The sequence below is a fragment of the Pontibacter kalidii genome (genome assembly GCF_026278245.1).
Lineage (GTDB): Bacteria > Bacteroidota > Bacteroidia > Cytophagales > Hymenobacteraceae > Pontibacter > Pontibacter kalidii.
Genome location: NZ_CP111079.1, coordinates 3,083,893 through 3,109,029 on the forward strand (window position 1 = coordinate 3,083,893; position 25,137 = coordinate 3,109,029).

Annotated in this window: 18 protein-coding genes; 7 read left to right on the forward strand and 11 right to left on the reverse strand. The window is 54.2% G+C overall.

The annotated features are described in order from the left end of the window. Nucleotides 1-49 precede the first annotated feature (49 nt). Nucleotides 50-1,582: a RagB/SusD family nutrient uptake outer membrane protein gene (locus OH144_RS12915; protein ID WP_266202660.1), complete on the reverse strand. Its 1,533-nt coding sequence runs from the start codon at nucleotides 1,580-1,582 to the stop codon at nucleotides 50-52. 52 nt (nucleotides 1,583-1,634) lie between these two features. Beyond that, the gene (locus tag OH144_RS12920; protein WP_266202661.1) at nucleotides 1,635-4,805 is read right to left on the reverse strand and encodes a SusC/RagA family TonB-linked outer membrane protein; all 3,171 of its coding nucleotides are present in this window, start codon (nucleotides 4,803-4,805) and stop codon (nucleotides 1,635-1,637) included. 846 nt (nucleotides 4,806-5,651) lie between these two features. On the opposite strand from OH144_RS12920, the gene OH144_RS12925 reads away from it, so the two are divergent. Further along, a complete protein-coding gene (locus OH144_RS12925) occupies nucleotides 5,652-5,828 on the forward strand; it encodes a hypothetical protein (RefSeq protein WP_266202662.1) in 177 nt (58 codons plus the stop codon). A 79-nt stretch (nucleotides 5,829-5,907) separates the two neighbouring features. Here the strand turns inward: OH144_RS12925 and OH144_RS12930 are convergent, their stop codons facing one another. After that, nucleotides 5,908-6,537 carry a hypothetical protein gene (locus tag OH144_RS12930; protein ID WP_266202663.1) on the reverse strand — a complete coding sequence of 210 codons (630 nt, stop codon included), beginning with the start codon at nucleotides 6,535-6,537 and terminating at the stop codon, nucleotides 5,908-5,910. A 224-nt stretch (nucleotides 6,538-6,761) separates the two neighbouring features. Between OH144_RS12930 and OH144_RS12935 the strand changes: the two genes are divergently transcribed. The 4 genes from OH144_RS12935 to OH144_RS12950 all read left to right on the forward strand — a co-directional run bounded on the left by OH144_RS12935 (nucleotide 6,762) and on the right by OH144_RS12950 (nucleotide 11,058). After that, nucleotides 6,762-9,203: a GAF domain-containing protein gene (locus tag OH144_RS12935; RefSeq protein ID WP_266202664.1), complete on the forward strand. Its 2,442-nt coding sequence runs from the start codon at nucleotides 6,762-6,764 to the stop codon at nucleotides 9,201-9,203. Nucleotides 9,204-9,467: 264 nt separating this feature from the next. After that, nucleotides 9,468-10,274, forward strand: a complete 807-nt coding sequence (locus tag OH144_RS12940) for a hypothetical protein (RefSeq protein ID WP_266202665.1) — start codon at nucleotides 9,468-9,470, stop codon at nucleotides 10,272-10,274. 146 nt (nucleotides 10,275-10,420) lie between these two features. Further along, nucleotides 10,421-10,645 (forward strand): CDGSH iron-sulfur domain-containing protein, encoded by a 225-nt coding sequence (locus tag OH144_RS12945; protein WP_266202666.1) that lies wholly within the window; start codon nucleotides 10,421-10,423, stop codon nucleotides 10,643-10,645. 11 nt (nucleotides 10,646-10,656) lie between these two features. After that, complete coding sequence (locus tag OH144_RS12950; protein ID WP_266202667.1) at nucleotides 10,657-11,058, forward strand: putative signal transducing protein; 402 nt, start codon at nucleotides 10,657-10,659, stop codon at nucleotides 11,056-11,058. Between the two features lie 47 nt (nucleotides 11,059-11,105). On the opposite strand, the gene OH144_RS12955 is transcribed toward OH144_RS12950, so the two are convergent. The 3 genes from OH144_RS12955 to OH144_RS12965 form a co-directional block, all read right to left on the reverse strand. Next, nucleotides 11,106-12,443 carry a RagB/SusD family nutrient uptake outer membrane protein gene (locus tag OH144_RS12955; RefSeq protein WP_266202668.1) on the reverse strand — a complete coding sequence of 446 codons (1,338 nt, stop codon included), beginning with the start codon at nucleotides 12,441-12,443 and terminating at the stop codon, nucleotides 11,106-11,108. 15 nt (nucleotides 12,444-12,458) lie between these two features. After that, nucleotides 12,459-15,422 carry a SusC/RagA family TonB-linked outer membrane protein gene (locus OH144_RS12960; protein WP_266202669.1) on the reverse strand — a complete coding sequence of 988 codons (2,964 nt, stop codon included), beginning with the start codon at nucleotides 15,420-15,422 and terminating at the stop codon, nucleotides 12,459-12,461. Between the two features lie 250 nt (nucleotides 15,423-15,672). Continuing rightward, complete coding sequence (locus OH144_RS12965) at nucleotides 15,673-15,927, reverse strand: acyl-CoA-binding protein (protein ID WP_266202670.1); 255 nt, start codon at nucleotides 15,925-15,927, stop codon at nucleotides 15,673-15,675. A gap of 162 nt (nucleotides 15,928-16,089) precedes the next feature. Between OH144_RS12965 and OH144_RS12970 the strand changes: the two genes are divergently transcribed. Continuing rightward, nucleotides 16,090-18,291 carry a S9 family peptidase gene (locus OH144_RS12970; protein ID WP_266202671.1) on the forward strand — a complete coding sequence of 734 codons (2,202 nt, stop codon included), beginning with the start codon at nucleotides 16,090-16,092 and terminating at the stop codon, nucleotides 18,289-18,291. A gap of 1,045 nt (nucleotides 18,292-19,336) precedes the next feature. Here OH144_RS12970 and OH144_RS12975 read toward each other — a convergent pair. The 4 genes from OH144_RS12975 to OH144_RS12990 form a co-directional block, all read right to left on the reverse strand. Continuing rightward, entirely contained in the window at nucleotides 19,337-20,023 is a 687-nt protein-coding gene (locus OH144_RS12975) for an N-acetylmuramoyl-L-alanine amidase (protein ID WP_266202672.1), read from the reverse strand. A gap of 50 nt (nucleotides 20,024-20,073) precedes the next feature. Further along, nucleotides 20,074-21,075: an N-acetylmuramoyl-L-alanine amidase family protein gene (locus OH144_RS12980; RefSeq protein WP_266202673.1), complete on the reverse strand. Its 1,002-nt coding sequence runs from the start codon at nucleotides 21,073-21,075 to the stop codon at nucleotides 20,074-20,076. Between the two features lie 44 nt (nucleotides 21,076-21,119). Continuing rightward, nucleotides 21,120-22,040 carry a serine hydrolase gene (locus tag OH144_RS12985; protein ID WP_266202674.1) on the reverse strand — a complete coding sequence of 307 codons (921 nt, stop codon included), beginning with the start codon at nucleotides 22,038-22,040 and terminating at the stop codon, nucleotides 21,120-21,122. A gap of 80 nt (nucleotides 22,041-22,120) precedes the next feature. Next, nucleotides 22,121-23,119 (reverse strand): zinc-binding dehydrogenase, encoded by a 999-nt coding sequence (locus OH144_RS12990; RefSeq protein ID WP_266202675.1) that lies wholly within the window; start codon nucleotides 23,117-23,119, stop codon nucleotides 22,121-22,123. Nucleotides 23,120-23,252: 133 nt separating this feature from the next. Here OH144_RS12990 and OH144_RS12995 point away from each other — a divergent pair, with 133 nt between their 5' ends. Further along, nucleotides 23,253-23,753: a GNAT family N-acetyltransferase gene (locus OH144_RS12995; RefSeq protein WP_266202676.1), complete on the forward strand. Its 501-nt coding sequence runs from the start codon at nucleotides 23,253-23,255 to the stop codon at nucleotides 23,751-23,753. 59 nt (nucleotides 23,754-23,812) lie between these two features. Here the strand turns inward: OH144_RS12995 and OH144_RS13000 are convergent, their stop codons facing one another. Then, a complete protein-coding gene (locus tag OH144_RS13000) occupies nucleotides 23,813-25,036 on the reverse strand; it encodes a S8 family serine peptidase (RefSeq protein ID WP_266202677.1) in 1,224 nt (407 codons plus the stop codon). Nucleotides 25,037-25,137 lie beyond the last annotated feature (101 nt).

The window sequence follows — 25,137 nt, forward strand, 5'->3', positions numbered from 1 at the left end:
AGCAGATTTTGTCTGCGTACCGGAAAATTCATTAGGATTATGCACAAGATTAATAACCTGGGTTCTGGGTCAGGTTAGGGTTACTGGCAAGCTGTTGGGCAGGGATCGGAAACAGTCTTCTGTGTTCCTGCGTGTTGGTCTTGAACTCCCAGGTGTCCTGGGTAAATTTACCAAAGCGGATCAGGTCGTTGCGGCGCCAGCCTTCCCAGGCGAACTCTCTGCCGCGTTCTTCCAGAAGTAAATCCAACGTCAGGGACGAGAGCGGGCTAACGCCGGCACGGGCACGAACCTGGTTCACCAGGTCCAAAGCCTCTCCTGTGTTTCCTAAACGCAGCAGTGCCTCTGCCTTCATCAAGAGCACATCGGCGTAGCGAAATACTACAAAGTCATTGTCCTGGTCCGTACGGTTGTTGTTACGCTGCACTTCATACTTTACATTGCGCACCCCTTCATTTGCAAAGGCTCTCTCTAGGGATGTTATCTCAGGCGTGAAGATTAGTTCTTTGCTCTGATTATCAACCGCATCGGTAAACGTAATGATGTCACCGGAATTATCTAACTGCGGCCCTACCAACCATATGTCCTGGCGCTGGTCATTATCAGAGAACAGGTTATAGAATTCGGCCCGTGTGGCAAACCCATTCCACGGGCTTGTGTTCAGGCCATACACCGCCCCCTGTGCATAATGCAGCGTCCTCATTTGCGGGTTCATGCCTCCTGCCAAGACCCTGTCATAAGGTATGGTGAAGATGTTCTCTACCCACGTGGCCTCATTGGTGCCGTTATCCACAGCAAAAAGGGATAAATAATCCGGGACAAGCATGTAAGTGACAGGAGACTCGATGACTGCATTAGCGGCATCTATGGCTTCCTGCCACCTGGGAACACCAGTATATACTTCAGAGTTTAAGTACAGCTTTGCCAGCAGCGTGTTGGCCGCAGCCTTTGTAAAGCGCCCGTACAATTCCTGCGTATTGCCCTCTCTCAGGTCAGGCAATGCTGCCAGAATTTCACTTTCTACAAATGCAAATACCTCTTCCCGTGTGTTCTGGGTCGGGCTTCCGGGAGGGGTCTCTTCTGTGATGATCGGCACGTTGCCAAACATATCCATCATCCAGAAGTGGGCGAAAGCGCGTAACATTCTTACTTCTGCCACAATGGCTTCCTTACCCTCTATGTCCAGCTCGCTTGAGTTGAGCGCGGTCAGGTTGATATTGGCATTGGCGATGACGCGGTAGCCCCATTCCCAGGATCCGTTGATCTGACCGGGTGACACGGGTGTCCACTCATGCCTGGCCATCTGCTGCCAGGCACCATTATCGAACCAGTCCGGCCCGCGGGTAGGTACGACCAATTCGTCCGTGGTCGCCTCCAGCAACACCAAGGGAGGATCAAAAAAGCCCCGAAGCTCAGCATAGGTGGCTCCAACCGTTGACAGCAGCTCTGCCTCAGTAGAGGGAAATTTAGAAGCTTCCGCCTGGTCAAAAACCTCAGAATCAAGATCGGTACAGGACTGTATGCCCCAGCACAGGGAGGCCACCGAAGCAACAGCTAAAACCTGCAAACGCTTATATGTTCTCATGATGGAATCAAATTATGGATGAGGTATCTCTCGTAAATCATAGGTACGTTCCTTAAAAAGTCAAAGAAATTCCGAGGATGAAGGTGCGGGTTCTCGGGTAGAACGACAGTGGCTCAATACCAGGCGATAAGCCCGCCGCTAGTATATCGCCCGTGTTGATATCGGTTCCCCCTAAAGACCGCCGGATAGCGGAGGCCTCGGCAGGGGTCAGGTTGGCACCGCCTGCACCACCGCCACCGCCAGGCTGCACGCCGGCTGATTGAGAGCCGCCATATACATCGCGGGTAGCACCCAGCCTTGGTTCAGGGTCTATGCCACGGTAATCTGTGATCACAAACGTGTTGTTGCCGGCAATGTAAACAGAAGCGTTAGTGAGGTGCTTCCAGATAGTAGGCAGCCGGTAAGAGAGACGGAAGTTATCCAGACGGATGAAGTCCCCGTCTTCTACCCATTGGTCTGAAAATGCAGGAGATATTCCTTCCGGTATACCGGTGTCGAAGGCATCTTCCACCACGTTATTGCTTGGAAAGCGGTTAGGGTTGGCAGAGTAAATGTAAGGCCCGTTCACGATCTGATGCCCAAATGCGCCCCTGAGCAGGAAGTCGAGCGTGAAGCTCTTGTAGGAAAAGGTGTTGCCCCATCCGAATATCAAGTCTGGGTTGGCATCTCCCAAGAGCGTACGGTCGGCACCGAAGGGGTCTTCGCCTCCGCCTCCGAAGTCCTCCCACAGGTAAATGGGCTCCCCTGTATCACTGGTGCCGTAGCCTCTCAGGACCGGTCCGTAAAACTGGCCCACCGGGCGGCCCTCCAACAGCGCCACAGGTGCCGCTATACCGCCCTGGCCACTGCCAAAACTACCAAAGGTTCTGGGGCTTTCAGGGTCATACTGGAACAGGCCGGAGCTCAGCGACTCAATCTGGTTCCTGTTATGCGAAAGGTTCAGGAGAGTCCGCCACTGGAAGTTATCCGTCTCTACGGCCAGGTAATCCAGCGCCAGCTCCACGCCGCGGTTATTGATTTCTCCCACGTTAGCCAGTATGTTGGGAGCTATAGCCGTCAGGTTCTGAGAGCCATAACGGGTGCCTATGGCGATCGGGTATTCGAACAGCAGGTCTTCCGTATCCTTATCATAGAACTCCAAAGAGCCACTCAGTCGGCCATCCAGGAATGCGAAATCCAGTCCGATATTCCACATTTTGGATGTCTCCCACTGCAGGTCCGGATTGGCGTTCTGCAAAGGCCTGTAGGCAGAGCGAAACTCCCCGCCTGTCTGGTAGGTGCCGCTGCGGCCATAAAGTGGGCGGGCCGCATAGTCCGGAATACCATCCTGGTTGCCGGTAACACCATATCCTACACGCAGCTTGAGGTCATTGATAAACCCGACTCCCTGCAAAAAGTCTTCCTCTATGATGCGCCAGCCAACAGAAAGCGAAGGGAACCATCCCCAGCGGTTCTCCTCCCCGAAACGGGAAGAGCCATCTCTGCGGATATTAGCTGTCAGCAGGTACTTATCGTCATAAGAGTAGTTGATTCGACCCAAGAAGCCTATCAGAATAGCCTCTGATTGGAAAGAACCGACCTCCCGATCACTCGGAAAGTCTCCTGTTCCAAGGTTGTTGTATCCGAACACGTCCGGGAAACCTCTGTTTGCGGAGAAAAACCCTTCGTTTGATAGCTTCTGGTAAGTATAACCTCCCAGCACGTCAAAACTATGCGAACTGATTACTTTGTTATACTGTGCGGTCAGCTCCATCAGCCGGTCAACTACCTCCCGTTCAGACCTTAACCCGAAGGCGACATTGTTGTTATTTGCGCGCCACGTACTTGGCCTGAAGAAACCATAGATACTGTTAAAGCTGTTACTAGACAGGTTTACACCCAACCGCAAGTCTGTCACCGGCTCTACAAAGACTTTCAGGTTACCGAGTGTTTGTCTGTCTCTGGACTCATTGGTGATCTGCTCCATGCGTGCCACGGGGTTCTCTATCTCAAAGCCACCCGGAATGCGGTTGCCGTTAAATTCATCGAAGCCCTCTACTCCCGGCTGCAGGTAGGTGCCCTGGTCGTTAAAAACGGGGAAAGTAGGGTTAATTCTGCCGGCCAGCAGAAAAGGGAAGTAATCGACATAGTCTTTATTACTTACGAACTGCGAGAGCAGCAGCTGTACCTCCACCCGATCGTTTAAGGCTGTCTGGCTCAGGTTGAGGCGCCCGTTCAGGCGATCAAAGCCAGAGTTTATGGCAACGCCGGGCTGGTCCAGGTATACTACCGAGCCGCGGTAGGTAAACTTGTCGGTACCGCCTGACACAGCGAGGTTATAGTTTTGGCTGATGGCATTTTCGGTTAATTCGTCAAACCAGTCGGTCCTGGCACCATAGTCGTTTGCCGCCACGTCCAGCCCCTGCTCCCGCAGCCTGTCCACATACTCATCAGCCGACAGGAAGGGCAGGGTTCTGGCCACAGTCTCTACTCCGACATAGCTGTTGACATCCACAGTGATCCTGCCTTCGGTACCGCGCTTGGTCGTGATCAATATGACCCCATTGGCACCTCTTGAGCCATAGATAGCCGAAGCGGATGCATCTTTCAACACGTCCATGGATGCGATATCTTCCGGCGCCACCGTGTTGATGTCTGCCCCGGCCACCCCATCTATCACGATCAGCGGCTCACTGTTGGCGCTAAGGGAAGAGGTGCCCCTTAAACGGATGGCCGGGCGGTTGTTGGTCGGGTCTCCACTAGCGGAGACAATGTTGAGGCCAGCCACCTTACCTTGTATGGTCTGCAAGGGGTTGTTGTTCAAACCAGCATTCAGGTCCTCGGAAGTCACTGTGGCGGTAGCCCCTGTTACATCAGCTTTTCGCTGTGTACCATAACCCGTTACCACCACTTCGCCTAAGGCCTGTACATCCGTAGCAAGCGTAACGTTGATTACAGCCCGGTTATTGATGGGCACCTCCTGTCTTTGGTAGCCCAGGGAGGAAATAACCAGCGTTCCGTTGGGGTCGGGCACGCTGAGCGTGAAGTTACCTTCTACATCCGTGGTAGCTCCCACCGTTGTACCCTTAACAAGAACGGCAGCCCCCGGTACGCCTTCTCCCTGCTCGTCTGAAACTTTGCCGCTAACCTCTAGCCGCTGCTGCTGCACTACAGCAGAAGTGCCTGCGCTAACGGCTGCTTCCGCCCAGGCTACCCCCTGCGAGTAGCTTAAGGTTACCAGCAAAGCTACTAATAGCTTCTTTTTTGAAAGGAGCCCTAAAAGACTGCTTTGAGGAGGCCCATCTGAGGTAAAGTATAGCTTTCTCATATAATGGCGTTAAGAAGTGATAGTTAAACTTATTAGAAACCACGCAAGCAGATGTATCCTTAAAAGCCCTTTTACAAAATGCAATGCTACAGGTCTGCCACACTTTGGAGCTGTCTGGTGTCTTGCCTGTACTTTCAGCCAAGGGCGGCTTGCCCCTTATCCTATATCTATCTGTCTATTAGCGCTTTTGCACCCTCAACTGCTACATAACACCATTAATTTAAATACCACTACAATCAAAAAAAGTTGTATTTAAATACTTATTTTCATGAAAATAAGACGATAATAAGTTTACTAGGAAAAATTACACGGAAAAATCCTAAATACCCGGTATTGATCCTCTGTTACTACTCTGTCGAATTCTTCTTTAAAGTATCCGCCTCTGTACTATACTCAGGAAGACTTGCACTTACCTGAATCATCGCCAGAATCAGCCAATTTGCCAAACGCTAATTACCTATAACACATATTAATAAAAGCGTTAATCACCGGCAGGACCACCCTTCTGGCTGCTACCTGTTTCAGGCCAAGGCAGAGAAAACGTTAAGGGAGAAAGCAACAGGAGTAGCTGTAGCTGCAGGAATGGTATTCCGGAGAGAAAGACAGGGTCTACGGCATGCCCATGGTGCTGTGCCTGGCAAAGGCCGGTTTGCCAACAAATGACTGCTATTGCCGTTTATTGAATGGGAAACTATACTGGTACATGAACTGAACATCCAGGCATCAGCAAGTTATTATCTGTAATCTAAAAAACAGCAAGCTATGACAAAAGGACATAATCAGAGCCAAAACAAACAGAGCCAGCCACACGGCAAGAGCTCAGACGACAAGAAAGCGAACCGCCACCAGAGCGACCAGCAGAAGAACAAGAGCCCGAACCAGGGCCGAAACGAGAATAAGGAGCAGTCTGGCGGCACCAAAGGCCAGAATGCCATTTAAGGAGACAAGCCAGCCAGAAACAAAATAGCCCCGGCCTTTGTACTTAAGCCGGGGCTGCCTGTTTTTATACTTTTACACGTTAGCGCCTCTCCTTTTTCCGCTCCTCATAGGCATCCTTGGCCTGGCGGCTTTTCTGCAGCGTGGCAAACTCTACCTGCAGGGCCGCAATCTTAATCTTATCGCCGGTGTTGAGCAGGTCCAGCACCTCGGCTTTGCGGCTGTTCAGCTCCCCTACCACAAACTCGGCATAGGCCCAGTCCTGTAGGCTCCAGTTCTGGCGGTAGCCACGGGTATACTCTAAAGCCCTGTTAAAGGCATCGCGCAGGTGCACAGGCTTAATTTTGCTGATGTGGGTGGTGCCGGTCATCTCCCGCTCCCACCGCTCCAGCTCGCGCCCGTCCAGGTCCACCAGCTCACCCTCGTGCCGCTCCTCCCACGCCTCATACTCCCGCTTATAGCCGTTATACTCGTTTCTGGACTTCTCAGACAGCTTTTTGCTGTTGCTGTCCAGGCTGTAGGTCAGCTCCTTAAACTCTTTTTTCACGGTGGGCCATTCGGCGGCTATGGTACTGTCGGCCTGGGTGCTGCGCTGCTGCATCCAGGCACGCAGCTCGGCCAGGTCGCGCTCCAGCTGCGACTGCGCCTGCACTATTCCCACTGTAACGATAGCCAGCACGGCGGTAAACATCCACTTCAAAGGTCTTTTCATAGTAGTAAGGGAGTTTTACTTATAAACTTAAACAAGCCTCTACCGTAAATATTGTGCCAAACATATGCTTTTCGGTTTAATTTTCCTGCTGCTCAAGGTAAACTAAGTTTGCGGCAGGCACTAAAAACATAACATCTAATGCGTTGAGCTGTTCCATACTTTTAGGCCCGGCACACGTTTAAGCTTAAGGCACGGCCAAGCAGGTATGGCGGCAGCACAGTTTTATGAGCAATAACCCACAAGGCAACTTCCACGAGACGGTGGTCTCCATAAGCAGCAGCGACCATGTGAAGCTGAGCGTAGACGATTTCCCGTTCAAGACCACGCTTAGCCTAGCGCCGCTTATTTCTTACTGGGAGGAGAAGCTGCAGAACGACCCCAACTGTAACGCCGACCGCATACGGGATCTGATAACGCTGTTGCGAAACACGCCCGAGCTCATGGGCTCCATCGAGGAGATCACGATAGTGGACAAACACCTGGACACACTGGACGTGCTGATGGGGGACATTTTTCCGGGCGCGCTGTGGGAGAACGACATCAAGGCCGTCTCGGTGCCGTTCAGGTTCCAGAGCTTTTATGCCACGCCCAAGCTGGAGGAACTAGGCCTGCTGGAGGGCACCGACTCCTCGGAAAGGCTGGAGCTGGACCGAAAGACACTGCTTTTCAGGCTTACGCTGCAGGCTTACACCATCATACTTGCCAAGTTCTACAAGGCTAACTTTGTGGTCAACGAGCCCTTCGTATTTACCACCCACGATAAGTTTACGGGGCTGCCGCGCCATTATAAGGTGGATGTGGACCTGAAGTTTATGGAGGTAAAAGCCAAAGGCGAGGTGAAGCCGCTCAAGGCCCAGCAGATAAACTACCTCATCAACCGCTACAACAACCTGGACAGGTGGATGGAGCTGCTGCCGCCCGACAATTTTGAGTTCAGCGGATTCGCCATCTTCGACTTTACGGACGTAACGATGGAGCAGACCATCTCCTCCCTCCGCTACGACCTGCTGGACAAGGACTCCGTGAGTACCAGGGAAGGCTTTACGAGCCTGCAGCAAAAGCTGCGCGTGCTCTTTGGCCTGCCGGGCATACAGCTGGGCTTCGCCTCCTGCCCGAACCTGCGCGAGTTCGACACCAGCTACGCCCGCCGTATCTGGAGCGGCCTTATACTTACCCAGGACTGCGACCTGTCGCTCAGCGACCTGAAAGGCTCTATCTATGAGCCCGTCATGAAGCAGGGAAACACCGTGGTGGTGGAGGACCTGAAGGTGCTGCACCACCCCACCCGCATGGAGCAAAAGCTGCTGGAGATGGGCATCCGCAACCTCATCATCGCGCCGCTGGAGTACGAGGGCACCACCATTGGCCTGATGGAGCTCGCCTCGCCCATCCCCGGCGAGCTGAACGCCCTCTCCACCATCAAGCTAAAGGAGATACTGCCCCTGTTTGCCCTGGCCATGAACCGGAGCCTGGAGGAACTGCGCAGTAGCATCCAGAGCATCATCAAGGAAAAGTATACTGCTATACACCCGATTGTGGAGTGGCGCTTTACGAAGGCAGCCATTAACCTGCTGGAGAGAATGGAGCGCAACAACAGCCCGGAGATAGAGCCTATCATCTTCCGCGACATCTATCCGCTCTACGGCTCCTCTGACATCCGCAGCTCCGCCAGCGAGCGCAACAAGGCCATACAGGGTGACCTGCTCGAGCAACTGGTGCTGGCCAAAGAAGTTATACTTGCCGTAAAGGATAAGATGCCGCTGGCCATACTAGACGAGCTGCTGTTTAAGATAGATAATCTCTCGCTGAGCATCCTGCACGAGCTTAGCTCGGGCGACGAGGTGCTTATACTTGATTTCCTGCGCTCTGAGATCGAGCTGCTCTTCGATTACTTCCTTAGAAAGGAGCCATCGGCAGAACCGGCCGTGCAGGCCTACCGCTCGGCCATCAACAACCCCTATAAGGCTGTTTACAACAAGCGCCGCGCCTATGAGGAAAGCCTGTTCATGATCAACGAGACCATCTCCAGCTTCCTGGACAGGGAGGAGGAGAAGGCGCAGCAGATCTTCCCACACTACTTCGAGAAGTATAAAACCGATGGCGTGGAGTATAACATCTACATCGGGGCCTCGCTGCTGAACTCCGGCGACTTCCAGCCCATATACCTCAAGAACATGCGCCTGTGGCAGCTCATGCTCACCTGCGAGATTGCCCGCCGCATACAGAAACTGCGCGCCAGCCTGAAACTGCCGCTCGAGATCACGCAGCTGATACTGGTGCACGCCGATCCTATCTCCATCCGCTACAGGCTCGATGAGAAGAAGTTTGACGTGGACGGCGCCAACAACATCAGCTACGAGATCATTAAAAAACGCATCGACAAGGCCAACATTCTCGGCTCCGAGGAGCGGCTGACGCAGCCCGGCAAGATCGCCATCGTGTATACCCAGCAAAAGGCGATGCAGGAGTATTTGCGCTACCTGGAGTTCCTGCGGGCAGAGGGGTATACCGAAGGGGAGGTGGAGCACCTGGAGGTGGAGGACCTGCAGGGCGTACAGGGCCTGAAGGCGCTGCGCGTAACGGTGAACCTGAAAGAGGAGCTCCGCCACAATATAGACGCCGGCGACGAGCTGCTGAGCATTGCCCGCTCGGCCAGCCTTAACTGAGAAACGTACAAGTATAAAATATCCCTAATATCATATTTAACAGCTGATTCAAACTTTTTTCAGCTGCTGCTTTCATCGGCACAACCACCACAAACACCCTGTTTAACAAATACTTAGAGCAAGTATGGAATATACAAAGAACCTAACCTCTGAATATTTATTCAGGACAAGTGCAATTATTTAAAAAAGGATTGCGTTCTCAGTGGGACTTACGGGACGAAGGCTTCCGGCAAGTATTGTTTCATCAAATCAACTTTTAGCCCAATGAACCTGAGAAACAAATTTATGCCTGCTATGCTGATGTTAGGCGTGGTAGCGTTTAGCTCTTGCGAGAAGCAGGAAAATGACTCGATCCAGCCGGAGCTGGAGCAGGGAATGATCTCCCACATTCTGGCAGACTCTGCCGAAGTAACCTCTTATAACTTTGCAGGCAAGCAGCTGAGCCAGGTAAACCACTACGACGTGGAGACAGGCGACCTGGAGAGCTTTGAAAAGTTTGAGCGCGACTCGAAGGGGCGCATCCTGAAAAGCAGCACGTACACCGGCGGCAGCAAGACCCTGCTATCGGAGCAGGACTTTACCTACAACACCAGTGGCCAGCTCACCAAAAGCAGCATGGCCTATTACAGCGGCAGCAAGCTGGAGTACACCGCCTACGCCACCTATGAGTACAACGCAGACAACAAGCTTGAGAAAAAATCGATCTTTGAAGGAAAGGACGGAGAAGGGGAAGGCAAGCTGAAGTCTTACACGAAGTTTGAGGTACTGCCAAACGGCAACTACATCCAGGAGAAGCAGTACGTGATAGACGACAAGAAGGAAGCCAAGCTGTTCTCCACCACCACCAACTCCTACGACTCCAGTGTGAACCCGTTCCATACGCTGGCGGAGCCTGGCGCTGCCAGCAGCCCCAACAACCTGGTGGCCTCCTCTACAGCGGTGCACAACAGCAAGAAGACCTACAAGTACAGCTACAGCTACACCTATGATGAGCGTGGCTACCCGCTAACGCAAACCGTGGTATCGCCGGATGGCAAGAGCGAGACGTATAAGTACCTGTACAGCAACTAATACCACAGGTTGGTATACAAACAACAGCGGCTCCGGGCGAATGCCCGGAGCCGCTGTTGTTTGTATACCATCCATGGCAGCCCCGGCGTTAATGCAGAGATATCCCCGGAAATAGAGTATATTGGGGTACGAAACAACCTAACACCATGGCAAAAACGAAAATAACAGTAAACAACAACGGATCGCTCCGAGTGGAGGGCGAGGATTTTGAGATTGTAGACAAAGACGGGAACACCTATGGCCTGGGCGGGCGCACGCTCGTTTCCATCTGCCGCTGCGGCCTGTCTAAGAACAAGCCTTTCTGCGATGGCTCCCACAAAGGGCACTTTGAGCACAACGCTGAGGCCTTTGACCTTCCCCCTAAAAAATAACGCCTATACGTATGGCTGAGCGCCTGGTAACCATCGCCACGTTTAACGAACTCACGGAGGCTCACATCCTGAAGGGTCGCCTGGAGGCAGAGGGCATCCTCTGTTTTCTGGGAGATGAGCACATTGTGGGCGTGCACCCTTTCTACTCCGTGGCCGTCGGGGGCGTGAAGCTGAAAGTGACTGAGGGTGACGTGATGGAGGCCAAGGCCATACTTGCCCGCATACAGGAGGGCTCCAGCCAGTTCGATTACGACAGTATAGACATGGCATCGCCTGTGCAGGAGCAGCCACGGGCCCTCGTCTGCCCCAACTGCGGCTCCGACAACGTAGGTGAGCTCGGCATCCCGATGCCGTTTATGAGCCGGCGCTATACTTGTTATAACTGCAGCCACACCTGGAAGGAAAGAAAATAAAAAGGGAGCCGCTAACGGCTCCTTTTTTATGCCTCATACTTCAGTCTCTAAATGTTCTCGGCAAACGGAATCGGGAAACGCTCCCACACGTCATCCCCTTCACGGTCCACGGGCAGTTCGTCCAGGCGGTCGTAACGGCGCACGTCTATCCAGCGGTGCCCTTCAAAGAACAGCGAGTAGCGGCGCTGGTAGAGCATTTCATCGATCAGCGCCGCCTGGGTAACAGGCCCGCCGTATGGCTGCAAGCCATGCCTTGTGCGAATGATGTTCAGTGCATTCACCGCCTCTTCTAAATCACCCGTCTGAATGTTGGCCTCAGCGTAGATAAGGATCAGTTCCTCGTTGCGGATGATAGGCGCTGGGGCCGTATTGCTCTTGTACACCCATACATCGTATGCGCCGCTAAGGCCCCGCTGGGTGGCAGCCTGCGCCCGCTGCGACACTTTGGACAGACGGTCATCCCCCGGCGTGGCATCCGAGATAAAGGTTGGCTGTGCCACACGCACCTCCCCCGCCGCATTCTGCGGGTAGTAAAGCGGGTTGAGTTGATCGCCTGCACCTGTGCCGAAGATATAGTACACGCCTCTGTCAAATTCCCCGTTTAGGTCGAAGAAAGACGCCTCCAGGTTTTCCAGGGCCTCAGTCCAATTCTCCCTGTACACGGACACCCTTGCAGCAAGGGCTCTGTTGAACTGCAGGAACGTTTCAGGCGTGTTGAACCCGGCAAAGCCACTGGACAGCGGGAACAGGAAACTGTCTCCGGCCTGTTCCAAATGGCCTTTCGCCTCGTCCAACAGCGCCGTAATGGCAGCCAGCGCCTCTTCCCTGCCCACTACCGGCCCTAGGTTGTCGGGGTCGTTCACGTCTATCCGTATACCGTTATCATAAGTCATGGTCAGGTTCAGCAGCAACTGGTGCGCTTTAATAGTTTTCGCGAACCCCAAGTATCCCTGCCGCTGCGCTTCCGTTATCTTGCCCGCGCTCACCATGCTGTTATCGCTCAAGATGTCAAGCAACACGTTCAGGTTCTTCACCACCCGGTACCTGCTGGACCAGGGGTTAGTAATATAGAAGGTGTTGTTGTTTAACACGTTGCTGCCGGAACCCAGCAGATCGGTGGTAAAGCGGGGGTCTGAGGCGGAGAAGCGGTACACCTCCCGGCCTATCACACTCACCGCATCGTAGTAGGTGCCCAAGCTGTTACGCATGCCCGACTCAGCGCCCACCACCAGGTTGTTAAGCTGCCCCACGGTGGTGTTCTCCCGTATGTCCTCAATCGTAGAGTTGTTGGGGTCCGGTACGTCGTCAATTTCGCAGGCGGGCAGGGTTAGGCACAGTGCCAGCAAGCCCAGAACGTTGGTCGTTAGTTTTCTATATCTTTTCATGGTGGGTCCTTTTGATTAAAAGCCAATAGATAAATGGAAGAAGTAGCGCTTGGAGGGCGGAAACGGAGTAACGTCCACACCTGTAGACAGGCCGTTGCTGCCGAAGTTGGATACTTCCGGATCATAGCCAGAATAGTCGGTGATAGTGAACAGGTTGTTGGCAGAGGCTCCCACGCGCACGTTCTGCAGCAGGTTGCCGAACACGGTGCTCAACGCTGATTTCGGGATAGTATAGTAAAGGCCGATTTCGCGCAGGCGCAGGTAAGAGGCATCCTGCACCCACGTCTCGGCAGTGCCGGAGCTAAGCCTGTCCTCTCCGTTGATCACGCCGTCGCCGTCGTCATCCTCGTCGTAGTCTGCCGAGGTACCGCTGGCGTCGAAAAGCAGCTGCGTCAGGTTCACGTTGTCCCCTCCCTTCTTCCAGTGGAGCAGGAACGAGAAAGTCAGGTTCTGCTTGATGGTAAAGAAGTTGTGGAAGTTCATCTGGAAGTCCGGCGTGGCGTCGCCGATCTTTCGGACCTCGCCGTCTGCCGTTGCCCCCACAATCTGGGTGGCCGATGCTCCCTCTTCTATAAAGTAGGTTCCGTAACCGCTACCAAAGGCGCCCAGCGCAAAAGGCTCAATGTCGAGTTGCGTGATCTTGGAGCGGTTTACCCAGTAGCTCGTCTTCGAGTCCCATTTCAGGCTAGGGGTTTCCAACGGAATCAGGTTAAGAGCCAACTCTATACCTCTGTTGCGCAGTTCACCACCGTTCACAACCCGTGTGGTAGAGCCGGAGGAAGGCTCAGTGTTCTGAAACAAGATCAGGTTCTCTACCTGCTTGTTGTACACGGTCGCCTCCAAAATTACCCTGCTATTGAACAGGCCTAGGTCTATACCCGCCTCCAGCTCCTTCTGGCGTTCCTGCTCAATGTTACTGTTGCCGCGCTGCAAGGCGATGATGACACCTGGCGTGCCACCTATGTTGGAAGGAACGAAAGAAGTATACTTTGCCCCGAACGGAGGGAAGCCCCCCGCCTCACCATAGGCGCTGCGCAGCTTCAGCAGGCTCACGGCCTCCACGTTCCAGAAGTCGAAGTTAGCCACGTTCAGCGCAAGCGAGAACTTCGGGAAGGCTTGAAACTCGTTCGGGTCTGCGTTGTTGGACGACTTGTCCAGGCGCAGGCCGGCCGTGGCAATAATGCGGTCGCGGAAGTTCACCTCCTCCTGAAAGAACAAGCCCTTGTTCCGTTCGATCAAGCGGGTCTGCGAGATATCGAGCGCCCCCGCCTGGTCGAGGTTTGTCTGTCCCTCTACCAGTTGGGTGGCCACGTTCAGCGTCTGGTCCTGGTTAAAGTTCTCGCGTGTGGCGCCTACCGTGGTTGTCAGGAACAAGGTGTTATCGGCCAGGTTAAGGTTGTTCACCAGGAAAGCCGCAAAGTTGGTGTTCAGGTTATAGTTGTTGCCCTGGATAGAGGCGCCGTTGGTGCCGTTGCCGTTAGACTGGAACTGCAGCAGGCTTGGGAAAATCGCTCTGGTCTTAAGATTGTAAAAATCCAGTCCGCCGCGCAGCACCAGCTTGGTAGAAGTTTTATCAGTTTCGTGCAGGTAGGCGTTTACGGTTAGGCCGCCAATAAAACGGTTGGTAAGCTCATTGTTGGTGATCAGGTCGCGGGTCTGCAGAAAGTTAGAGGAGGCAAAGGGGTTGTTGGGGTAAATGCCGTTCTCGTCGGGGAAGAGGTTCGCAAAGCTCGGCGTAGAAGATAAAGCCACCCCGTAGGAAACGCCTGCGTTATCGTTGTTGGTGAGGCCGCGGTCGGCGGAGGAGTTGATATAGTTGGTGCTCAGGCTAAAATCGAAACGCTTGGAGATGGTATGATCGAGGTTAAAGCGCAGCGACTTCTTCTCATACCCGGTGTTCTTGATAATCCCCTCCTCATCCTGTATTAAACCGCCCACAAAGAAGCGGGTCTTGTCGTCTCCACCGCTCACGTTCAAGCGCGTGGTGTAGAGCATCCCTTCGTTGCCGTAAAGCTCCTCTTCGTAGTCTATCAACCGCCCGGCATCCCGGGCCTCCCGGAACATTTGCAGAATCGCCTCATTGTTGTTGTAGGTAGAGCGTACGCGCTCCTCCGTAAGCGGGCGCATTCCCAGCAGGTTAGATACCGTGGCCACGCCAACGTCCTGAGAGAAGTTCACCACCGTTTTGCCCACGGCTCCGCGCTTGGTAGTGATCACTACCACGCCCGCTGAGGCCAGAGAGCCATAGATAGCCGCGGCAGAAGCTCCTTTGAGGAACTCGATGCTCTCGATATCGTCCGGGTTCAGGTCCGCGATGCGGTTAGATGGGTTGTCCTGGGTCGAGGTGTTGCCCTGGGTGCTGGCCGCCGTCACGGCATTCAGACCGCTCGAGATCGAGGAGTTGTCCATGATGATGCCGTCGATAACATAGAGAGGCTCCGCTTCGCCGAAGATGGAGGTGATACCGCGCATTTTCACCGAGATACCACCACCCGGTGCACCGGAGCTGGTTACCACATTGGCTCCAACCACCTTGCCACTAATGGCGCCGTCCAAAGTCTGCGGGTTGGTGGTACCCACAAGCTCCTTCGTATTCAGGGCAGTCACGGCGTTGGCGGCGTTAGCCCTTTTCACGGTAGTAGCCAGGCCGGTCACCACGACCTCCTGCAGGTTGGTGGTTCTTTCCTGTAGCTGCACGTCGAGTTTTGTCATGTTCGAAGAGACCTCCCGCGTCTGCGGCACATACCCCAGAAACGAGAACGTAAGTTTGTTAGCACCTGCAGGCAGCGCGATCATGTAATTTCCCTGTGCATCAGTGGTAGTGCCTGTGGTAGTTCCTACCACGATCACACTGACGCCGGGCAGAGGGGTGCCGGCGCCGGCATCGGTTACGGTGCCGCTTACGTTTGTCTGAGCAAGCAAGGCAAACGGCAGCACCCAAAGCAGCAGTAGCAGCTTCAAGAAGTAGCTTTTCTTCATAGAATTTCAGTTAAGATGGTAGAATGGGAGTGAGTCAGATATACTTATCTTGCTATATCTCAGCAGGTATACGACAAAACAACGCATAAGTATAAGATATCTAATAATTTGTTTACTTGTTAGCACTTCTACTACTTACCCCCTGCCTCGCGGCCTCTTGTGCAGCATGCCAGCTGTTGGCTCCAGCAAAGGCAATAAAAAAGCCGCAACCATACCTGGCGCGGCTTTCCTGTGGGGAGGGTAGCTAAGGCTAGCCCACCAATTGGTCTACAAACTGTACATACTCTGCGCGAGCCTCTTCCGGGCTTTTGCCTTCCTGCTTTTTCCAGGCATCCCACTTGGCGATGTTCTTAAAGTCAAAGCCGCCCGGGCGCTCGGTGTTTACGTCGCCTTCAGTGGCCTGCTTGTACAGGGCGTAAAGTTTCAGCAGCACATCGTTGCTGGGGCGCTCGCTTAGGGTTTTTGACTTCGCTACAGCATGCTCGAATTCTTGTTGTGTGGCCATAGTTTATACTTTGCTTTAAGGTCTGTGATTGGCTCAAGTTACTAAAAAAGAACTCGGCATGCATAACTTTATACTTATTTTGTTTGCCGGAGATTTTATATAAATTTAAACACCCGTAGCAGCGCCTGCTGCCGGACAAGTATAAAACTAACGAATCATCCTATGAAATACCCTAAGTCCAAAGCGGCCGCCTCGGCATCGCTTCTGGTCGCCTGCCTGGTGGCGGGCTCCGGCTGCTCCTCCAGTAATACGGGCAACGCCACCTCTGCCCCTGCGCAGGCCACGACCGAGGCCACAGCCGCTGAACCCAGCGCGCCGCAGCCACCGGTGGCCAAAAAAGAGCCCAAGGAACTCACCACCCACGGCCACACTCGCATCGACAACTACTACTGGCTCAACGACCGCGAAGACCAGGAGGTGATCGATTACCTAAACGCGGAGAATGCCTACACCCAGAAAATGCTGGGCCATACCGAGCAACTGCAGCAGCAGCTCTACGACGAAATTGTGGGCCGCATCAAGCAGACCGATGCCTCGGTGCCTTACAAAGACAACGGCTACTGGTACTTTGTGCGCTACGAGGAAGGCAAGGAGTATCCGATTTATGCCCGCAAGCAGGGTAGCATGGAGGCAAAGGAGCAGGTGATGCTCAACGCCAACGAGCGTGCCGAGGGCAAGAGCTACTACGCCGCCGCCGGCCTGAGCGTGAGCCCGAACAACCAACTGCTGGCCTTCGGCGAGGACACCGTGAGCCGCCGCCAGTACACCATCCGCTTTAAAAACCTGCAAACCGGCGAGCTGCTGCCGGACGTTATCCCCAACACCACGGGCGGCGCCGTGTGGGCCAACGACAACAAGACCGTCTACTACTCTGTAAAGGATCCGGCCCTGCGCTCTTTCAAGATCTTCAGGCATACCCTGGGCACCCCGGCCGCCCAGGACCAGGAAATCTTCCACGAGGCTGATGAGACCTTCAGCACCTACGTGTTCAAGACCAAGTCCGATAAGTATATCATGATCGGCAGCCACAGCACGATGGCGCAGGAGTACCGCTTTCTGGACGCCAACAATCCCAACGGCAAATTTAAGGTGATACAGCCGCGGGAGCGTGGCCTGGAGTACAGTGTGGACCACTTCGGTGACAACTTCTACATCGTGACCAACAAAGATGGCGCCACGAACTTTAAGCTGATGCAAACGCCGGTAAACAAGCCGGGCAAGGAGAACTGGAAAGAGCTGCTGCCGCACCGCGAGGATGTGCTGCTGGAGGGCATCGAGATCTTCAAGGACTACCTAACGCTGCAGGAGCGCAAAAACGGCCTCACCCAGATCCGTGTCAGAAGCTGGAAAGACCCCAAGACCGATTACTACATTGATTTTGAGGAAGAGGCCTACACCGCCTACATCGGCAACAACCCGGACTTCGACAGCAAGGAGCTGCGCTTCGGCTATACCTCGCTCACCACCCCCTACTCCACCTACGACTTCAACATGCAGACCAAGGAGCGTGAGCTGCTGAAGCGCGATGAGGTAGTAGGCAATTTCGACCCGAACAACTACGAGGCCAAGCGCATCTACGCCACTGCCGACGACGGTACCAAGATCCCGGTTTCGCTGGTGTACCGCAAAGGCCTTGCCCTGAACGGCGACAACCCAACGCTGCTCTACGCCTACGGCTCTTACGGCAACAGCATGAACCCCGGCTTCAGCTCCGTGCGCCTCAGCCTGCTCGACCGCGGCTTTGTTTACGCTATCGCCCACATCCGCGGGGGGCAGGAGATGGGCCGGAAATGGTACGAGGACGGTAAGCTGCTGAAGAAGAAAAACACTTTCACCGACTTCATCGACGCCTCAGAGTTCCTGATCGAGCAGCAGTACACTAACCCGGATAAACTGTTTGCCATGGGCGGCAGCGCCGGCGGACTGTTGATGGGTGCCGTGGTGAATATGCGTCCGGAGCTCTACAAAGGCGTGATTGCGGCCGTGCCTTTTGTGGACGTGGTGACCACCATGCTCGACACGAGTATTCCGCTGACTACCGGAGAGTTTGATGAGTGGGGCAATCCGGCCAACAAGGAGTACTACGACTACATGCTCTCCTACTCGCCCTACGACAACGTAGAGGCCAAGGAATACCCGAACATGCTCGTGACCACCGGCCTCCACGACTCGCAGGTACAGTATTGGGAGCCGGCCAAGTGGGTAGCCAAGCTGCGCGAGATGAAGACGGACGACAACATGCTGCTGCTGCACACCAACATGGAGGCCGGCCACGGCGGTGCCTCCGGCCGTTTCCAGCGCTACAAGGAGACTGCCTTGCAGTATGCCTTCCTGCTGAATCTGCTGGAACAGGAGAACCAATAGACAGGAAGTATAAAAGTATAAAAAAGGGAGGCGGGCTGATTGGCCCGCCTCCCTTTTTTATACTTGCGTCAGCAGTCGTACCATAGTCGCTGCCAAACTTATGCTTTTGCTATATTCCTATACTTGCGCAAGCCATACTTTATACTTCTCTGGCGCAAGCGTCCGCTTGTGCCTTTTTATACTTTGGCTGTACTTTTATACTTGTCTGCATCGGGATTTTCAGGATGAAGAGATGAGCAGGATTTTATACTCCATTTATACTTCTCAAACATCTTCCCTTCCGCTGGCGCGGGCTTGCAGCCCGTGTCTTTTAATTTGTTGGGTTTGCAACCCTACTGGCTTGAAAAGCCATACTTATACTTGGGTTATACTTTGGCTATACTTTAAACTTGAGCTATACTCCGTTGTACTTGCATAGCCGCTGCTTCCTTCCACTTGAGGCAAGCTATACTTTCTAGCCGCCGCCGATCCTGTAGTTCCCACAAACCTACCGTTGCATTTCATACTTTGGTGCTCTCCAGCCCGAGAGGGCTCGTCCTGGGGGTAGGGGCCCTCGATAAGGGCATCGCGCTGTGTTCCCTTCCTTTGCTCCTAACGTCGCAATGCCTCACTCACGTTCGGCACCGGAATCTCACAAGGCGCTCAACCCGAGGACTGGGAACAGATTCGATAGCACGGCTGATGAAGCTTCAGCCAAGTCCCCCTTCGAAGGGGGCAGGGGGATGATGATCGCCTGCGGATAATTCCCCTCCTCTGGACTAGCCAAAACGTGAGTTTTGAGCTAGCGAGCGTAGCTCTCAGGGGTGGGTTTATACTTTGTAGGGACAGGTCGCGACCTGTCCGCGCTACACCAGCAGCTATGCAATTTATACTTTGTAGCTGCAGCTTCACCTCCCTTCCATCAAGATTCTTAACAGAATGACAAGTGGAAGAGTAGGCAGAACTCCCCTCCATAGCCAAGCCTCGGATCCCGGTCTTACTTCGGGAAAAGGGCAGTTGGACCCGGCACTGCAAAAAACAAAGTCAGCCTCCCACAACTTAAACCTTAAGACTTCGGCGATCCCTTCAGCCCCAGGTCCTTTACCCTTTCCCGTATCTTTTGCATGAAATCCTCGCCCGGATCCACTTTTTTGGTTCTGTAGCCGGCATCCACCTCTTTCCAGAGCGGGTGGCCTTCAAAGTCCTGGTACTCGTAGTGCCCGATCAGGTACTCGATGTCATACTTGCTTTTCAGGTAGCGCACCAGGTCCTCGTTGGCTTTTAGCTGGGCTTTGGTCATGCCTTCCTTGCCGCCTCCTACGTTCTCCACGCCGATGGCACAGTGGTTCAAGCCGATCACGTGGCGGGCAAAGGCAGTATCCGGGAGCTGGCGGTAAACGGTACCGTCCCGGTCTACCAGAAACTGGGCCGACACATTCAGATTACTTGCAGCGCCGATCTCGGTACGGGCACCCGGCAACAGCGTCGGGTTCATGGCCGCAAAAGACCTTTCCAGCGTGGGAATGGCCGTCCAGTGGAGCACGATCATTTTTGGTTGAATGTAAGGCGCGTCCTGCTTCATGTTATACCGGGCCTCCATGTACTCCAGCGAAAGCTGCTGCCGTTCCTCGTCAAAAACGATCGGTTTCTCCTGAATCTGGAAGGCTTGCCCGGCACAGGCACTCAGCAAGCACAAGCTAACGGCGCCCGCCTTTACGGCTGTTCTTCGCCATAATCCTACAAGTAGTTTCATCAAAGTATAGTATAGTTTATAGTACGATTGGTTAGGTATGATAACTGGAATTAGTGTGCGGCTACCTGCACATAATGTTCTTGTGCCCGCAAGGCCTCCTGCTCTGCCTCTTTGACTCTGCCTAACTTCTCTAAAAGGATAGCTCTGTTTTCATGACACTGTTCCGCCACATAGGAATCAGGGAACGAGCGGGCGGATCGGGTGAACAGCTCATAGGCCTGCTGCCAAGAGGCCGTGTCATTCCTCTTCATCAGCTCAAGCCCCTCCCGGTAATCCTGATACCAAAGCTTCGCGGTTTCGCTCATGCGCTCGGCCTCCTGAAACGCCCTGAAGGGCGGGAAGCTCACCGCTGAGTTCTTAGGCGCAATAGCTGGCGTCGGCTTTTTGAAGAACGCTTCCAGCGCTGCCACATAAGCCTGCGCCTCCCTGCGGTTATACTTTTTCTTCTTCAGCCGCTTCTCCTCCGCTGCATGGGTGAAAAACGACGCTTCCGCAATCACTCCGGGTATGCCGTAGGTATCGCGCAGCACTTTGGTGCCGGCCCCCGCGAAAATAGTATGGTCCGACACCAGACTCACCGGTGTGTTGCCCTTATACAAGTGTGCCGAAAGCGCCTGTGCCACATCCCTCCCTAAAGCCACGCTCGCCTGGTTCTCAGAGGCGTTGCCGTGGAAATAGATGATCGGAAAGTTCGCCTCCGGGTCTGCCGTGGCGTTGTGGTGCACCGACAGGAAAACGTCTGCCTGGTTCTCCACCGCTAGCCTGGCGCGGTCTGCCAGCGGAATGTTATCATCTGCCCTGCGCGTCATCAGCACCCTGGCTCCTTTCTCCTCCAGCATCTCTTGCAGCAGTAGCGCCACCCGCAGGTTTATCCACTCTTCCCGCTCGCCGGCAGGGCCTGCCCGGTAACTGTCTGTCGCAGCCGTTCCGCCATGCCCGGCATCCAGGCAGATAATCTTTCCCGCCAGCGGGCTTTGCTGCTTCTGGGCCAGTACAGGCGCACACAGCGCAGCACTAAGTATGAGCAGCAGGAAAGTGAAATATCTCGTCATGACAACCCAAGTATAAAGTTTAATTAAAGTATAAAGTCGGCCTCCTATTTAATCAGCTTCGGATCTACGTAGGTGCCGTAGCGGGTGGCATTGCCCATGCGCCAGAAATACCGGTAAAGCACCTCTGACAGCTGTTCCACCGTATCTTCCGACTGCCCCTTCACTTTATAGCTTTCCATTACCGCCACCGCATAGGGTCGCTCAGGTAGCAGCACAAGCGCCCACTCCGTAGAAACACCATTCAGCACACCCGGCTTAAAGGCTATTGGCACCGCTTCGGGAAGGCCGGCGGCCAACCTGCTCGTCTGGCGGTCTGTTCTTTTAAGTATAGACATGATCTCCTCGGAAGTGGCTTTGTCGATGAACTCGCCCTTGTAGAACAGCTGCAGTATCCTGGCCGCGTCGGCCGGAGTTGACAGATTCTCCTCGCCCCTGCCAGAGGCTGCCGCGTTGATCATCTTGCGCTGCACCAGCGTCTGCTTTGCCCCCAGTGATCGCAGCATGGCATTTACCTCCTTCATACTGACCAGGTCGATGAGCGAATTGGTGGCGGTGTTATCACTCAGCGTGATCATCAGCACGCCCAGGTCATAAATGCTCGTAGACGGGATTGTCTTCAGGTCTTTCAGGATTCCGGTTCCTCCCACCACATCCGCGGGGGAAACTTTCTTTATATCAGAAAGCGAGAACCTTCCCTCGTGCGCCTGCTGGTACACGTTCATCAGGATGGGAATTTTAATCGCACTGGCCTGCGGAAACACCACGTCCGGGTTAAAGGAGAACGTATCGCCTGAGGTAAGATCTACGGCCACGAGCCCGGTAACGGCCGGTGAGCGGCTAACAATATCTTTTAATTGTTCCTCGGTTTGCTGCCGCAGCACCTTTTGGGCAGAGTTCTGTGCCATAGCATTTATACTTATACTTAGCAAAATCAGCGCGAGGCCGATGAGGGAGAATTTCTTCATACTCTAATATAGCAAAAAGAAAGTCCTCCTGTTAGGGAGGACTTCACTTATACTTTTAACTAAGCTGCCAGGCACGGGATCTACCCCACCTGCAGCACGATCTTGCCAAACTGCTTCCCGGCCTCTATGTAACGCATGGCCTCCTCCACTTTCTCCAGCGGGTACACGATGTCCACCACCGGCCGAATTTCCTTCTCCTCCACAAACTTTACCATGTCGGCAAAATCCTGGGCGGTGCCCATGGTGCTACCGAAAATAGAGAGCTGCTTCCAGAAGAGCTCCGCCGGGTTTAGCTGCCCGATCAGGCCGGTGGTGCCGCCATAGATACCGATGCGCCCGCCCGGCCTGGCCAGCTTCACCAGCTGCACAAAACCCTCGCCGGCCGCACTGTCGATCAGCACATCAAAGCCGCCGGTTTGCTCCTTCAGCAGCTTGCCCCAGTTCTCGGTTTTGTAGTTTATACCTCCGGCTGCGCCCAGGTCTTTGGCCAGGCCGATTTTCTCCTCCGCCCCTGACGTAACCCATACTTGGGCGCCGGCGGCCAGGGCAAACTGTATGGCCAGCAAGGCCACGCCCCCTCCTGCCCCCGTTACCAGCACCCGTTCGCCGGGCTGCAGCTGGCACTTGGTGAACAGCGCGCGGTACGCCGTTACGCCGGCCAGCGGCAGGGCGGCAGCTTCCTCGAAGCTCAGGTGCAGCGGCTTCTGGTACAGGTTGGCAGCCGGCACCTTTACATACTCGGCAAAGGCTCCGTTCTCCGGCATGCCCAGTATCCTGAACTTCTCCGAGTGTGCCCGTGGGTTATCACCCCAATCGGTGGCTGGGTCTACGAACACCTCCTGTCCCTGCCACATCTTATCCACGCCCTCGCCCAGTTCTGCCACCACCCCGGCGCAATCGGAGCCAAGTATGGCGGGGTATTTCTTGATGAAGTAGCGCCCTTTCTGTATCCATACATCGCGGCGGTTCAGGGCGGCAGCCTTCACCTGCACCACCACCTCGCCGGGCCCGGCCGTGGGTTTGGCTGTGTCTATTATCGTAAATGGCTTGTTGATATCCTCTAAGTATACTGCTCTCATACTTTCTGCTTTTTGTGTTGATACGCGCTTGCCCTGACAAAGATAAGGTTTCGGGGTGGAGTTGAAAGTCTCGGGCGCGTTGGCATTTATACCTGCAGCCCTTATCTTGCACACAGCGTTTACATGTATTCTTATGAGCAGAAGCCCCCTTATCCGCCAGGCCACCGCCAACGATCTCCCGTTACTGATGCAACTGGCTGCGGCCACCTGGGAGCCAACGTACGGCAGCATCCTTGCTAAGGAGCAAATTGACTATATGTTTGAGGTGATCTACTCCCGGGAAGCACTGGAGAGACAGATGCAGGAGGGGCAGACGTTTCTAATTCTGGAGGAATCCGGAAAGCCTGTTGGTTTTGCTGCTTTCTCGGTTAAAGACGAGGCTGCCAAGGCATACAAACTGAACAAGATCTACCTGCTGCCCCAAACGCAGGGCAAAGGCTACGGAAAGGCGTTGCTGCAGGCCGTGGAGCAAGAGGTAAAGCTATCGGGAGCTACCCTGCTTGACCTGAACGTGAACCGCCACAATCCGGCCAAGGGCTTTTATGAGCGCTGCGGCTACCAGGTGCATCAGCAGGAGGACATCCCGATCGGCCCTTACTGGATGAACGATTACGTCATGCGCAAGAAGCTGTAAACAAGAAAAGGGCGGCCTGAGGCCGCCCTTTCAAAAGCTCACTTTAAACTTATACGTACCTAGCGGTGCGCAATCGGATCTGCGTTACCATCCGGATCGCCGTTAACATACCCATCCGTGGCGATGTTGCCCAGCAACAGCAGGCCAGCCACGTGCGGAGACGCCATAGACGTGCCGCTGATGGTGTTGTAGCCTCCGCTTTTCCAGGTAGAGTTGATGCTCACTCCTGGAGCGCAGTAGTCTACCGGCGGGTTGCCATAGTTAGAGAACGAAGCAAAACGATCGTTGGCGTCCATCGCTGACACCGTGTAAATGTTGGCATGGTTGGCACGGGCCGGGGATGAGTTGTTGGCATGCGTGCTCTCGTTTCCGGCAGCCAGGGCAAACTTAATGCCTTTAGAGGCAGCCGCTACCACAGCGTCGTCCAGGGCCTGCGAAACAGGTCCGCCAAGGCTCATGTTGGCCACATCGCCAGACTTACCGTTGGCAGCCACATAATCCACACCGGCGATCACACCCGAGTAGGAACCGCTACCGCGCGAGTCGAGCACTTTAACGGCTACCACAGTAGCGTCATAGGCCACACCCAGCACCCCTACCGTGTTGTTTTTAGCACCGATAGTACCGGCTACGTGCGTGCCGTGGCCATTTCCGTCATCAGCCGAGCCGGCATCTCTGCCAGAGGTGAATACAGTTATACTTCTAGCCACGTCTACGTTGAGGTCTGGGTGGTCCAGGTCGATGCCGGAGTCGATCACCCAGGCAGTTTTACCGGCTCCGCTTCCGCTGCCAACACGCGTAACACCGTAAGGCACTGTCTGGCCGGCAGAACCGCCGCCACCACCTGTGCCTGGCTTAGCCAGCATCACGATTCTGTCTGGCTCCACGTAATCCACGCGCGGGTCCTGGCGAAGCTTCGAAGCCTCCTCAGCAGACATCTCCACAGCCACACCTTTTATAGCCTGGCCGTAAGCCTGCTCCACTTTAAAGTTGCTGATGCCGTTCTCAGCCATGATGTTTTTGCTGAAGTCACGCACCATCTCCACACGTTGCTCGTAAGAGGCAGCCTCACTTGCGCGGAGGCTGGCACCATCCTTATATACAACAATGTACTTGCCAGCGATAATTGCACCATTCTGACTTTCGGCCTGGAATTCTGCCACTGGTTCTGCCACGTCGCCCGACTCATTATCGCAGGCGGTGAAGGTACAGGAAAAGGTTACTGCCGCCGCTCCCAACATAACGGAGCGCATCACACTTTTAAAATGTAATCTGTTTTTCATGTGAGAAAAATTAAGGTGAGATAAAAATTATTTAATAGAACATAGTCTGTAATGTATTGATATTGGATAGTATACCCAAATAATTTTATAAAAATATTTAT